Origin of the sequence: Kitasatospora sp. NPDC048298, from assembly GCF_043201465.1 — a bacterium.
Classification (GTDB): Bacteria; Actinomycetota; Actinomycetes; order Streptomycetales; family Streptomycetaceae; genus Kitasatospora.
On the sequence record NZ_JBICYZ010000045.1, the window covers coordinates 69,992 to 81,904 of the forward strand.

The 11,913-nt window shown below is 73.6% G+C and carries 10 protein-coding genes; 6 read left to right on the top strand and 4 right to left on the bottom strand.

Annotated elements, in window-relative coordinates; all coding sequences use genetic code 11:
- The first annotated feature begins 29 nt into the window (after positions 1–29).
- Positions 30–755 (top strand): ribonuclease H, encoded by a 726-nt coding sequence (locus ACGF0D_RS28885; protein ID WP_392921169.1) that lies wholly within the window; start codon positions 30–32, stop codon positions 753–755.
- A 95-nt stretch (positions 756–850) separates the two neighbouring features.
- Here ACGF0D_RS28885 and ACGF0D_RS28890 read toward each other — a convergent pair whose 3' ends face one another.
- Positions 851–2,167: a hypothetical protein gene (locus ACGF0D_RS28890; protein ID WP_392921172.1), complete on the bottom strand. Its 1,317-nt coding sequence runs from the start codon at positions 2,165–2,167 to the stop codon at positions 851–853.
- A 426-nt stretch (positions 2,168–2,593) separates the two neighbouring features.
- Between ACGF0D_RS28890 and ACGF0D_RS28895 the strand changes: the two genes are divergently transcribed.
- Complete coding sequence (locus ACGF0D_RS28895) at positions 2,594–3,349, top strand: hypothetical protein (protein WP_392877333.1); 756 nt, start codon at positions 2,594–2,596, stop codon at positions 3,347–3,349.
- Between the two features lie 86 nt (positions 3,350–3,435).
- Positions 3,436–4,161, top strand: coding sequence for a dienelactone hydrolase family protein (locus tag ACGF0D_RS28900; RefSeq protein ID WP_392877331.1), 726 nt, complete (start codon positions 3,436–3,438; stop codon positions 4,159–4,161).
- A gap of 40 nt (positions 4,162–4,201) precedes the next feature.
- Here the strand turns inward: ACGF0D_RS28900 and ACGF0D_RS28905 are convergent, their stop codons facing one another.
- The 3 genes from ACGF0D_RS28905 to ACGF0D_RS28915 all read right to left on the bottom strand — a co-directional run bounded on the left by ACGF0D_RS28905 (position 4,202) and on the right by ACGF0D_RS28915 (position 7,748).
- Positions 4,202–5,686, bottom strand: a complete 1,485-nt coding sequence (locus ACGF0D_RS28905) for a glycoside hydrolase (protein ID WP_392921174.1) — start codon at positions 5,684–5,686, stop codon at positions 4,202–4,204.
- A 183-nt stretch (positions 5,687–5,869) separates the two neighbouring features.
- Positions 5,870–6,427 (bottom strand): PH domain-containing protein, encoded by a 558-nt coding sequence (locus ACGF0D_RS28910; RefSeq protein ID WP_392921177.1) that lies wholly within the window; start codon positions 6,425–6,427, stop codon positions 5,870–5,872.
- 82 nt (positions 6,428–6,509) lie between these two features.
- Positions 6,510–7,748 (bottom strand): GNAT family N-acetyltransferase, encoded by a 1,239-nt coding sequence (locus ACGF0D_RS28915; protein ID WP_392921180.1) that lies wholly within the window; start codon positions 7,746–7,748, stop codon positions 6,510–6,512.
- 398 nt (positions 7,749–8,146) lie between these two features.
- Here ACGF0D_RS28915 and ACGF0D_RS28920 point away from each other — a divergent pair, with 398 nt between their 5' ends.
- The 3 genes from ACGF0D_RS28920 to ACGF0D_RS28930 all read left to right on the top strand — a co-directional run bounded on the left by ACGF0D_RS28920 (position 8,147) and on the right by ACGF0D_RS28930 (position 11,774).
- Positions 8,147–9,484, top strand: coding sequence for a hypothetical protein (locus tag ACGF0D_RS28920; protein ID WP_392921184.1), 1,338 nt, complete (start codon positions 8,147–8,149; stop codon positions 9,482–9,484).
- 337 nt (positions 9,485–9,821) lie between these two features.
- Positions 9,822–10,799, top strand: coding sequence for a sphingomyelin phosphodiesterase (gene sph, locus ACGF0D_RS28925; RefSeq protein ID WP_392877319.1), 978 nt, complete (start codon positions 9,822–9,824; stop codon positions 10,797–10,799).
- 153 nt (positions 10,800–10,952) lie between these two features.
- On the top strand, positions 10,953–11,774 hold the full coding sequence (locus ACGF0D_RS28930) for a thioesterase family protein (RefSeq protein ID WP_392921187.1): 822 nt from the start codon (positions 10,953–10,955) through the stop codon (positions 11,772–11,774).
- The last annotated feature ends 139 nt before the right edge of the window (positions 11,775–11,913 follow it).

Consider the following 11,913-nt stretch of genomic DNA (forward strand, 5'->3'; position numbering starts at 1 on the left):
CGGGCCCCGCGACCAGGCATGATCGGGGCATGGTCGAACGAGTCATTGCAGCGTGTGACGGAGCAGCCAAGGGCAACCCCGGTCCGGCGGGCTGGGCGTACGTGGTCGCGGACGCCGCCGGGGTGCCCCAGCGGTGGCAGGCCGGCGCGCTCGGGCACAGCACCAACAACGTGGGCGAGCTGACGGCGCTGCGGCAGCTGCTGGCCTCGACGGACCCGGCGGTCCCGCTGGAGGTGCGGCTGGACAGCACCTACACCCGCGACTCGGTGACCAAGTGGCTCAAGGGCTGGAAGCGCAACGGCTGGAAGACGGCGGCCGGCAAGCCGGTCGCCAACCAGGAGCTGATCCAGGCGATCGACGCGCTGCTGGAGGCCCGGGACGTCACCTTCGTGTACGTGCCGGCCCACCAGGTCGACGGCGACCCGCTGAACGCCATCGCCGACAAGGCCGCCAGCGACGCCGCCCGCACCCAGCAGGACGCCTCCGGCACCGCCGCCGACCTGCCGGTCCCCGACCCGGCCGCCGCCAGCAAGGCCCCCAAGGCACGCGCCGCCCGTACCGCCTCGGCTGGCTCCTCCGCCGCGTCCGCCTCCGCCGGAAGCGGCGGCACCGCCAGGCGGAGCGGCGGCTCGCGCACCCTGAACGCCCGCTTCCCCGGCACCTGCCCGTGCAGCCGCCCGTACGCCAAGGGCGACAAGATCACCAAGGTCGGCAGCTCCTGGGGCCACCCGGAGTGCGCCGCCGCCCACGCCTGACGGCGGGGACGCCCGCGCCCGGCAACGGGAACCCCGTACGCGCGACCGGCCGACCGCTGTGCGCGGTCGGCCGGTCGGTTGGTCGTAGGTGGACGTCAGGCCTTGGCCGGAGCGTCCTTGAGGGCGATCTCCTTGATCTCCTCGAAGGTGAAGCCCGCCCGGTTGAAGGCGCGCGCCTCGATCTCCGAGAAGCCGAGCCCGGCGAGCTCCTTGAGCTGGGCGTCGGTCAGCGGCGGGGCGGTCGGGGCGTCCGGGACGCCGCCGGCCAGGTCCTCGGGGTCGAGGCCGTCCTCGGCACCCGCGGTGGCCAGGCCGAGCACCGCGTCCATCAGCTGGTCGTCGGTCACCTTGACCGCGTCGGCCGGCACCTGGACGTTCGGGGCCGACTGGCTGAAGGCGAGCTTCACCGGGAAGTTGACGCCCGGCTCGACCTTGTCGGCCAGCTGCGCGAGGTCGAAGGTGGCGGAGGAGAAGGCGCCGTTCTTCAGGTAGAGGTCGACGCCGATCTTCCGGTCCGGCACGTCGCTCGGGGCCTGGTCGGGGAAGTCGCCCAGCTGCTTGGGGAACTTGGCGGACAGCGGCTTGACGGCCTTGTACATCTCGTCGACCAGCTGCCGGGCCGGGGCGCTGACCCAGAGGTGCTCGGCGCCGTCCTTCTTGCCCTTGTCCTCGTACGTGACGGTGCGGCCGATCACGTCCTTGACCGAGTTGAGGAGCTGGTTGGCGAGCTCCGGGTCGGCGGTGGGCGCGGCGCTCGGGGCGGCCTTCTTGCCGTCGGACTCCTTGGCCTGGTTCGCGAGCGACTGGAGGTCGAAGGACACCCACTTGCCGGCCAGCACGTCGCCGAGCGGCTTCAGCTCCGCGGGCAGGTCCTTGCGCATCTCGTCGACCACGGACGGGTCCTCGCCGGTCAGCTTCATCAGGCCCTTGGCGTCGGCGTGCAGGTACCCCGTGGCGTCGACCTGGCGGTACTCCAGCAGCGCGGTGCCGCTGCGGTCGGAGAGCAGGTAGGAGACGCGCACCGACTTGTCGAGCGTCAGGTCGCCGTTCTTGCCGGCGTCGCCGCCCTTGCCGGCGTTCTTGAAGGCCTCGATGTCCTTGAGCGGCTTGTCCGCGGAGATCGCGACCGAGACGGAGAGGCCGGAGATCGCCTTGGCGGTCTTCTCGTCCATCGGCTGCTCGCCGCCCCGGGCGGAGCCGATCAGGCCGCTGCCGGCCTTGTGTTCGCCGGAGTTGGCGAACGCGACGACCTGCTCGGGGGTGGCGTCGATGGAGAGGGTGAAGCCGGCCGCCTTGCCGTCACGGACCTTGTCGAAGGCCTTCGACACCTTCTGAGCGGCGGACAGCTGCTGGACGGTGCCGCAGGCGGTGAGGCCGGTGGCGAGCACGGAGGCGGTGACGGCGACGGGCATCGCCCCACGGGCGGCCTTGCGGATGGCGGTGTTGATGGCTGCGACTCCTGTTGATCGGGCCCGCTCGGTGAAGCGGACCGGTCCCTCCCCTGTGACGCGCGAACGCCACAGTGCCTGCACATGTGATCACATTATCGGCAAGGGGGCATGCGAATTTTTGGCTCGGCCTTTAACCACATTGGCCAAAACCATGACCAAAAGTCGCAAATCTTCCGCCGGAAGCCCATCGAGCGGGTCGCAATCCCGCAGAGCCGTCGCAATCCCGCCGCGCGGTCACATCCCTTCGGTGGGCAGGGCTCCCGCCGCCGGTGGGCAGCCGGGGAATTCCCGGATTCCCCCACGCGAACCGGCCGCCGTCCCTACGATCGGCTCGGTCCGGGTCCGCTGGAGTGGCTGCCGGACCGGTGGGTCTGCGGGAGGGGATCGATGGGGCCTGTGGGCTGGATCGCGGTGATCGTGCTGGCGCTCGCCGCAGCGGTGGTCTGGCTGATGCTGCGCTACCCCGGGGGATGGCGGTACGCCTTCACCGCGCAGTACGCCGAGAACCGGCGCGACCTGGACGCCGCCCGCGCCAAGCTCCGCACACTGGAGCGCGAGGCCCGACGCGAACGCGACCGGGCCAGGGCCGACGTCACGGCGGCCGAACAGGCCCAGCAGGAGCGGGTCGACCGGGCCCGGGCACACCTGGACCGGCTCCGCTCGCCGGGCCGGGGCGAGTTGCGGTCCTCGCTCGGGGACGACCTGCGGCTGTACGACCACGCGCTGGAGGTGACGGCGGAGGGCCGCACCGCCGAGTACCCGCTGCACGAGGTCTCGGTCCGCGACGACTACTCGGACGGGCAGGGCCACGTCTACGTGGCGCTGCCGACCGGTCGTCAGGCGATCGTGACCGTCGCGCTGGAGAAGACGCCCGAGGCCGAGGTGCGGAAGTTCGTCGTCGAGGTGTTCAACGCCGGCGCCGACGCCAAGGCGTCCGCGGTCGAACGCCAGGCGCTCGTGCCCGAGGCCGAGGCCGAACTGCGCGACGCGCTGGCGGACACGGCCGGCCAGGAGGAGGCCCGCCAGCGGCTCACCGAACTCCTGGCCCGCCAGAAGGCGGACCCGCGCATCCCGCAGGCCCGTCTCGAACTGGAGGCGGCGAAGGACCGCTGGCAGCAACTCACCGGCAGCCGACCGACGTAGCACCGGACGGCGAGTGGCGGGGTGCTCCTCTGCCGACGGCGAAGACCGGCCCGACCGGGGCGCGACCGGCACTACGGTCCTGTCCCATGACGATGGTCACGACCCGCACGGTCGAATACCCCGCCGACGGACTGACGATGGTCGGGCACCTCGCGCTGCCCGGCGGCACCGGCCGCCGGCCCGCGGTCCTGATCGGCCCCGAGGGGCCGGGCCTGAACGACTTCCAACGCCGCCGGGCCGACGCCCTCGCCGAGTTGGGGTACGTGGCCCTGGCCTTCGACCTCCACGGCGGGCGCTGGTTCGCCGACCCGCAGGAGATGCTGGCCCGTGTGCTGCCGCTGCTCGACGACCCCGACCGGATGCGGGACATCGGCGGTGCGGCCCTCGACGTGCTGCGCGCCGAACCCCGGACCGACCCCGACCGGATCGCCGCCGTCGGCTACGGCACCGGCGGCGCGATCGCGCTGGAACTCGGGCGCGCCGGCGTCGACCTGCGGGCGATCGGGACGGTCAACGGACTCGTCACGGGCCGACCGGGCGAGGCGGCCCGCATCCGGTGTCCGGTCTGGGCCGGGGTCGGCTCGGAGGACCCGATCATGCCCGCCGAAAAGCGGGACGCCTTTGCCGCCGAGATGCAGGCCGCGGGCGTCGACTGGCGCCTCGTGGTCTACGGCGGCGCCGAGCACGCCTTCCACCACCCGTCGGTCGAGCACACCGTCCTGCCCGGCGTCCGCCACCACCCGCTGCACGCCGAGCGGGCCTGGCGCGACGTCCTCGCCCTGCTCGCCGAGTGCCTGCCCGTGGCGGACTGAGCCCGGCCCGGCTCCCACCCCGGGAGCCGGGGCCGGTCCACTACAGGTACACGTCGGAGACCTCGAAGGTCTGCACGGTACGGGCGTTGAAGTAGGACCAGAACCGGTTGCCGCGCACCCGGGTGTCCGCGTAGTACTGGTAGCGCTCGCCGCCGGCGCCCGTCCCGGTGGCCCAGCGGTCGATCACGGCGTCGTCCTGCCCGGGCCGGGTGAACCTGGACAGGTCGAAGTTGATCCACTGTCCTTCGCCGTAGTTCACGGCGACGACGACCAGCTTGTGGTTCACGCTGTCGTAGGCCGCGACGGCGTCGGGGTGACCGGCATCGATGATCCGCATCCCCGGGCGGATGTGCCGCATGTAGTGGGCGAGCACGAAGTACTTGGCGTTGACCGCGCCGATCACCCCGTTGGTGAGGGTGATCGCCCCGTAGTTCTCCCAGTCGAGGATCTGCCAGATGACCCACGCCGTGGGGTGCAGCCAGCGCAGGTCGAAGTTGAGGTTCCGGGCCAGCTGCAGACCGCTGGTGTCGCCGTCGCCGTACTCGGACATCCAGATGTTCTTGCCGTCCGCGGCCACGGCCTTGTAGAGCGCGTCGCGGTCGCCGTCGAAGTCGTAGCCGTGGACGTTCACCCGGCCCACGGCCGCGCGGGTGGCGGCGTCGAAGTCGGAGTTGTTGGTCCAGTTGTACAGGGCACTGCCGACGCCCCAGTCGTCGAGGCCGGCCACCATCATCCAGTGCAGGTCCCGGGCGTCCAGCTGGGTACGGGTCTGCCGGATGATCTCGGCCAGCTGCGCCCGGTCGTAGTGGCAGCCCTCCTGCGCACCGTCATTCGGCCCGAACCCGCCCCACTTGGCCCCCGGCTCGTTGACCGGCTGGACGGAGGTGAAGTCGATGCCCCAGTGGTCGTGGGCGTAGCGGGCCACCGTCGCCAGGTAGGCCGCGTGCCGGCCGAAGTTCCCGTCGGCCAGGTTGCAGGTGTACGGGTCCGTGGCCCCGCGGGGGTCGTCGTTCTTGAGCATCCACCACATCGGTGAGTTGCTGAAGAGCTCGAACCGGTCGGCGCCCCGGTCCCTGGCCAGCCACATCATGTCGCGCTGGTGGGCGTCGGCGTTCCAGTTCCAGCTCGCCGACCGCGGGTCCGCCGAGTACCAGTCGAGCTGGTAACCCTCGATCTGCTTGAAGCCGTCGAGCGCCGGCGCGGGCTGCATCGTCCTGCCGCCGATGCTGTTCGTCCCCGAGCCCCCGGCGTTGTACCGGACCACGTTCATCCCCAGGCCGGGCAGCGTCTGTCCGCCGAACCGGACGGACTTCCGGCTGAACAGCACGTCCGCCAGGTCCTCCCGGGGGCCCAGCTGGTTCGCCCACCAGGCCAGCGAGGTACCCCAGCCCTCCCACGTCCCCCAGTCGACCGAGGGGTTCACCGTGGTGGAGAAGTCCGCCCGGGCCGGCCCGGCGGCGGAGAGGACCGCCATCGCGCCGACCGGAAGCCCCATCAGCCCGCGCAGAACCGTACGACGTTCCATCAGACCCCCTGTGAGTTCGCGCGCCCGAAGCGGGCGAGCACGAACGGAAGTGTGCACGAACCGTGAGGGGCGGGCCAGTGTGACGTCGATCACCCGCGCCCGGCGGTGGCCGCGGGCCCCGTGGCCAGGGCGTCCGGCCGAAACGGCTGCCGGTGCCGGCCGGTGGCGAGGTGGATCCGCGCCCTACCGCAACTGCGTCAGGATGACGGCAGCCAGGAGGCCGCTGAGGAGCAGGCCGACCACCAGGGTGGTGGACACCTTGTTCCGGAGCCGCACCCGCGGTGCGACGCGTCGGGCCGGGTCGGTGCTCTGCTCCCACCAGTCGAAGACCTGGTCGGCGTTCGCCATGAACTCGGCCGCGGAGTGGTACTTGTCCGCCGCGAGGCCCGGCAGCAGCCGGCGCCGCCCGTCGGCGAGGTGGATCCGCAGCGCGTACGAGAACGAGTCCCCGGCCGGGTACCGACGCACCTCGACCCAGGCGATCTGCTGCCAGGGATAGGTGCGGCCCGACCCGAAGCCCCGGTTGACGGTGATCCCGTCGGCACCGACCCGGGTCCAGGACCGCAGGGTCGAGAAGAGGAAGGGCACGGTCATCGCCAGCGTCAGCGAGACCAGCAGGACCGTGCCGACGTCGGTCATCGCGAACAGGCCGAAGGCGACTTCGACCGTGAGGACGAGGAACAGCATCGCGACACCGGCCGGACGAACCAGATCCCTGCCCCGGAAGATCGTTTCGTTCACGCCGCGCACCCTACGCCCCACCCGCCGGGCTCCGACAGGAGGTCGACCGGAACTCCCGGCGCCACGGGTCACGGGTCACGGGTCACGGCAGGTAGTACGTCAGCAGGTCGGAGGTCAGCGGCGGGAACAGCGCCCGGTACGGCTCGGCCTCCCCGCGCACGTACACGTCCGGCCGGACGCGGCTCAACCCCTCGATCCCGTACGGCCCGAAGAGCAGGGCCGCCAGCTGGTCCGGCGCCACGGCCACGCCGCCGCCGGCATCCGGGTGCTGCAGCGTGCCGCCCGTGACCACCTCGCCCGACCCGTGCGCGCCGACCGGGATCCGGTAGTGCGTGCGGTAGGTGGAGAGCAGCAGGTCGCGGCCGGAGTGGTCCAGGCCGGCGCCGGCGAGGCGCTCCCGGAACACCGGGCGCAGCCGGTCGAGCAGCACGGCCGGGTCGGGGATGCGGACGTAGTACTGCTCCGCCTCGGGGCGCGGCGTGTGGTCCAGCAGCTCGTGCCAGACGGCGGCGGGCAGGGTGCCGGGCCGGTGCACCACGTGGAGCCGCGCCCGCGGCGCCAACGCCACGACACCGGCGAGCAGTTCGCGCGCCGCCCGCTCGTCCGCGGCGGCCGCCTCGGCGAGGTGGAACCCGCCGTCGTCCACCGGGGTGGTGCGCGCCACGGCCACCACCTCCCCGGCGCGCTCGACCACCCGCAGCGTGCTCGCGTCGTGTGCCAGCAGCCAGCGCCAGCGGGCGGGGGAGTGGCCCATCGCGAGGTCGAAGCCGCGCTGCGCCCGCTCCTGGAGCGCGGCCACGGCGGGCAGGTCCGCGGCCCGGGCGGTGCGCAGCGCCGGCGCGCCCTCGGTGGGCGGGGTGCCGCGCACCGGCCGCGAGATCGGGATGTCGATCGCGTACTCGTAGCCGAACAGCCGGTAGAAGTAGGGGATTCCGATCATCACCTGGAGCACGTGCCCGCGGGCCGCGGACCGGGCGTGCGCCCACTGCATCAGCGCCCGGACCAGGCCACGGCCCTCGAACTCCGCGTCGGTGGCGACGAGTTCGACCTGTCCGGCGGGCAGTCGGACGCCGCCGAGGCGCAGCTCCTCGTCGAGCAGGGTGGCCGTGGAGACCACCCGGTCGCCGTCGACCACCACCGCGCAGGCCGACCAGCCCGCGTCCGGGTCCTCGACCACCAGGCGGTGGTCGAGGGCGTCCTGCGGGGCGCCGCGCTCGGCGAGCAGCGCACCGATCTGCTCCAGGTCGGCCGGCCCGGACTCGCGCAGGACCAGGCCGCCGGGCAACGGGACGGGCAGGACGGGAAGTTCGTCGACGGTCATTCCCGGACCCTCGCACCGGCGGCCGACCCTGTCCAAGGATTTTTGTCGCTCCGGCAAGGTCGACACGGCCGCCGTGGGGGCTTCCGGGCTACACGGTGCTCGCGATCCAGCCGATGGTCTCCGAAGTGTGCAGCCCGTCGGACAACACCCTGCCCCTGCCGACCGCGGCCGGTTCGGGGCTCCCGGGACGGGTGGGGCCGGACGACGTGGGGTCGGCGAGGCCGCCCGGGCGGGACGGTTCCCGGGCCGGTCTGTGCGCACGGTGCGGGCCTGCCGTGTGCGGGAGTTGGCGAGATCGTGCCCATGTCGGGACGGTCGGGTTGACCGAGGCCACGACAGGACGGTTGGCTCGGCCGCAGTGACGGGGAGCGGACGGGGGACGAAGGGGAGGGGAACCCATGAAGAGGACGGTACGGCTGGCCTGCGCACTGGCGGCCGCGCTGCTGGCGGGCACCGGGGTGCCGGCGGCGCACGCCCGGTCCGCGCCCGCGCCCGCGCCCGCATCCGGGTCCACGCCCGCGCTCGCGGCTGCCGGCGGCGACACGGTGCGGGTGAACGTGAGCCCTGACGGCGCGCCCGCCGACGACTGGTCCGAGCCGCTCGGACTGAGCGCCGACGGCCGGTACGCCCTGTTCACCTCGCTGGCCTCGAACCTGGTGCCCGGTGACACCAACCGCCTCTACGACGTCTTCGTCCGCGACCTGTGGACGCGCCGGACCGAGCGGGTCAGCCTCGCCGACGACGGCGCCCAGCTGGACGGCTCCAGCAGCCAGGCGGCGATCAGCGCCGACGGCCGGTACGTCGCCTTCAGCAGCGACGCCGCCAACGCCGTCCCCGGGCACGGCAGCGGGCGCACCGACGTCTACGTCCGCGACCGCGGCACCGGCCGCACCGAGCTGCTCACCGCCGGCACCGGCGTCGGGAACTCGGTCAGCCCCGCGATCAGCGCCGACGGTCGCTTCGTCGCCTACTCCTCGGACCGCGCCGACCTCGCCCCCGGGGCCCGGGCGGGCATCGCCAACATCTACCTGACCGACCGCCGGACCGGCACCACCCGGCTGGTCACCGCCGGGCAGGGCGGCGCCCCCGCCGACGGCGGCTCGGTGGAGCCCTCGCTCAGCGCCGACGGCCGGACCGTCGCCTTCCGCTCGAAGGCGGCCAACCTCCTGGCCCCCGCCGCGACGGCCCCCGCCGGAACGGCTCCCGCGACGGCCCCCGCCCCGACCGCGCCGAAGCCGCCGCCCACCCGCCAGCTCTTCCCGCTCTACGTCTACGACGCCGCCACCGGCCGGATCGAGGGCGCGAGCGTCGACCCGAGCGGCACCCTGCGCGACGCCGCCCGCCAGGGGCGGGTGAGCCCCGACGGCAGGTTCGCGCTGTTCCGGGTGTTCCAGCCGGACCAGGGCGGCGCCTCCCGGGTCGCGCTCTACGCCCGCGACCTGCGGACGGGCACGGTGACGGAGGTGGCCCCCACCGGCACCCAGCCCGCCGTCATGACGGCGGACGACCGCTGGGTCCACTTCGCCTCGGACGACGCCGGGCTGGTGCCCGGCGACACCAACGGCGCCACGGACCTCTTCCGGCGGGACCTGTGGACCGGCCGGGTGGAGCGGGTCGCCGAGGCCGTCGGCCCGTCCGCCGCGCCCGCCGTGGACGCGCTCGGCACCACCCTGCTGTACGGCGCCCTGGAGGGCACTCGCGCCGACGTCCTGGTGCGCCACCCGCTGCCCTTCTGACAGCCCGTCCGACCGCCCGTCCGACCGCCCGCCGCGCCCGCCTTCCGCAGGGTGCGGCGGGCGGCGGCACTGTGGGCCGCGATGACCACGACCGCGGTCTCCGCGTTCGACGGCGCGGTGCGGCGCGGTGCGGTGTGGTGCGGTGCGCTCGACGAGTGACGGCAGCTCCGGACGCCCGGAAGCGCGGTGACCGTCCGTCAGCCTCCCGCCGACGGTGTTACCGGCGAGTTCACCAAATGCTCGCCGGATGTCTTGCGGGCCGTGTCGGCAGCCAAGTTGGATACACAACATCCCTTGACCCGACGGGTCCACGACAACGCTCCCTCACGGAGGCCCCATGCCCCTGTCGTCCGTCCGCCGCGCCCTCGCCGCCGGCGCCGCCGCCACCGTCCTCGCCGTGCTCGGCGCCGTCCCGGCCTCGGCCGAGACCGCCCCGACGACCGCGCCCCCGCTCGACGTGCTGACCTACAACACGTTCCTGATGAGCACCTCGCTCTACCCCAACTGGGGCCAGCAGTACCGGGCGCAGGCCATCGCCTCGGCGGACTTCTTCCAGGGCCACGACGTGGTCGTGCTGGAGGAGGCCTTCGACAACGCGGCCTCCGACGCGCTGACCGCCAAGGCCTCGGCCGCCTACCCGTACCACACGCCGGTGGTCGGCCGCTCCACCGGCGGCTGGGACGCCACCTCCGGCAGCTACAGCTCCGCCACCCCCGAGGACGGCGGCGTCACCCTGCTCAGCAAGTGGCCGATCCTGCGCAAGGAGCAGTACGTCTACAAGGACGCCTGCGGCTCGGACTGGTTCTCCAACAAGGGCTTCGTCTACGCGGTGCTGGACGTCAACGGCCGCCGCACCCACGTGGTCGGTACCCACCTCCAGTCCACCGACTCGGGCTGCGCGAGCGGCCAGGCGGCGGACATCCGGGCCAGGCAGCTCGCCGCGATGCGCTCCTTCCTGGACGCCAAGCGGATCCCGGCCGACGAGCCGGTCCTGGTCGCGGGCGACCTCAACATCGACTCGCACGGCGCCGAGTACCAGGCGCTGCTGGCCAACGGCAACCTCGCCCCGGCCTCCGCCCGCACCGGCTGGCCGTACTCCTTCGACACCGCCGACAACTCCGTCGCCGCCTACCGCTACCCGGGCGAGCCCAAGGAGGACCTCGACTACGTCCTCTACCGGGCCGACCACGCCCGCCCGCAGCAGTACACCAACGAGGTGGTCCGGGTGCACAGCGCGCCCTGGACGGTCAGCAGCTGGGGCAAGAGCTACACCTACACCGACCTCTCCGACCACTACCCGCTCGCCGCGCACTGACGGTCCGGATCCCCCGGGGGTGTGGGATGCGTCACCCGTGACGCCACGTGGGCGGTTCGGCCCCCTACGATCCTGAACGCCGAGTTCGGCCGCCGTCGTACCACGGCGGCGGCCGAACCGGCAGCCAGCGATCCGGCCAGAGGAGAAGCGCACGTGACCACCCCCACCGCCGCGCCCGACAGCTACTACCAGCGCACCGGCGAGCACAGCTACAAGCCCACCCTGCAGGCGCAGGGCGCCTGGCACGCGGACGAGCAGCACTTCAGCCCGCTCGGCGGCCTGATCGTGCACGCCATCGACCGCCACCGGGCCGGCCAGGGGCGGGCCGGCCGCCCCGCCGACGGCCTGGCACTGGCCCGGATCAGCTACGACATACTCGGCCTGATCGCCCTCGAGGAGTTCGAGATCACGGTGGAGACCGTCCGCCCCGGTCGCACCATCGAGCTGGTCGAGGCCACCGTGGTGATCGGCGGGCGGGCCGTCGTCCGGGCCCGCGCCTGGTTCCTCGCCGAGCTGGACACCTCCGCCGTCGCCGGCACCCACGACCAGCCGCTGCCCGGGCCCGAGGAGTTCGAGCCCTGGGCGATGGCCGGGCTGTGGGGCGGCGGCTACATCGCCTCGATCGACGTCCGCCGCCGGGAGACCGCCCCCGGCCGCGCCGCCGCCTGGATCTCCAGCGCGGCCGAGCTGGTCGCGGGGGAGCCCAGCGGCCCGCACGCCTCCTTCGTCATGATGGTGGACACCGCCAACGGCATCGCCACGCGGCAGGACCCGACGGAGTGGATGTTCCCCAACACCGACCTGACGATCCACTTCCACCGCCGCCCCGAGGGCCGCTGGACCGGCCTGGACACCAGCGTCAGCTTCGGCCCGTCCGGGCACGGCGTCACCAGCACCGTGCTGCACGACGTCCGCGGGCCGCTGGGCCGGGCCGAGCAGATCCTCACCGTCCGCCCGATGCCCTCCGCCGGCTGAACGGAACCGGGCCGAACGTATCCCGGTGGCGGGGGGCCCCCCCCGCCCCCCCCCCCCCGGGCGCCCCCCCCCCGGGCCGGGGGGCCAGGATGAGCGCCCCCCGGAAACCCCCCGGCGCCGGGGCGCGGGGGGCGGGGCC

What these genes read in the sequence shown, in the direction of transcription:
- ACGF0D_RS28890 (WP_392921172.1), bottom strand. Translation starts at nt 2,167, where the DNA reads ATGCCCGTCGCCGTCACCGCCTCCGTGCTCGCCACCGGCCTCACCGCC.
- ACGF0D_RS28895 (WP_392877333.1), top strand. Translation starts at nt 2,594, where the DNA reads ATGGGGCCTGTGGGCTGGATCGCGGTGATCGTGCTGGCGCTCGCCGCA.
- ACGF0D_RS28885 (WP_392921169.1), top strand. Translation starts at nt 30, where the DNA reads ATGGTCGAACGAGTCATTGCAGCGTGTGACGGAGCAGCCAAGGGCAAC.
- ACGF0D_RS28905 (WP_392921174.1), bottom strand. Translation starts at nt 5,686, where the DNA reads ATGGAACGTCGTACGGTTCTGCGCGGGCTGATGGGGCTTCCGGTCGGC.
- sph (WP_392877319.1), top strand. Translation starts at nt 9,822, where the DNA reads ATGCCCCTGTCGTCCGTCCGCCGCGCCCTCGCCGCCGGCGCCGCCGCC.
- ACGF0D_RS28900 (WP_392877331.1), top strand. Translation starts at nt 3,436, where the DNA reads ATGACGATGGTCACGACCCGCACGGTCGAATACCCCGCCGACGGACTG.
- ACGF0D_RS28915 (WP_392921180.1), bottom strand. Translation starts at nt 7,748, where the DNA reads ATGACCGTCGACGAACTTCCCGTCCTGCCCGTCCCGTTGCCCGGCGGC.
- ACGF0D_RS28920 (WP_392921184.1), top strand. Translation starts at nt 8,147, where the DNA reads ATGAAGAGGACGGTACGGCTGGCCTGCGCACTGGCGGCCGCGCTGCTG.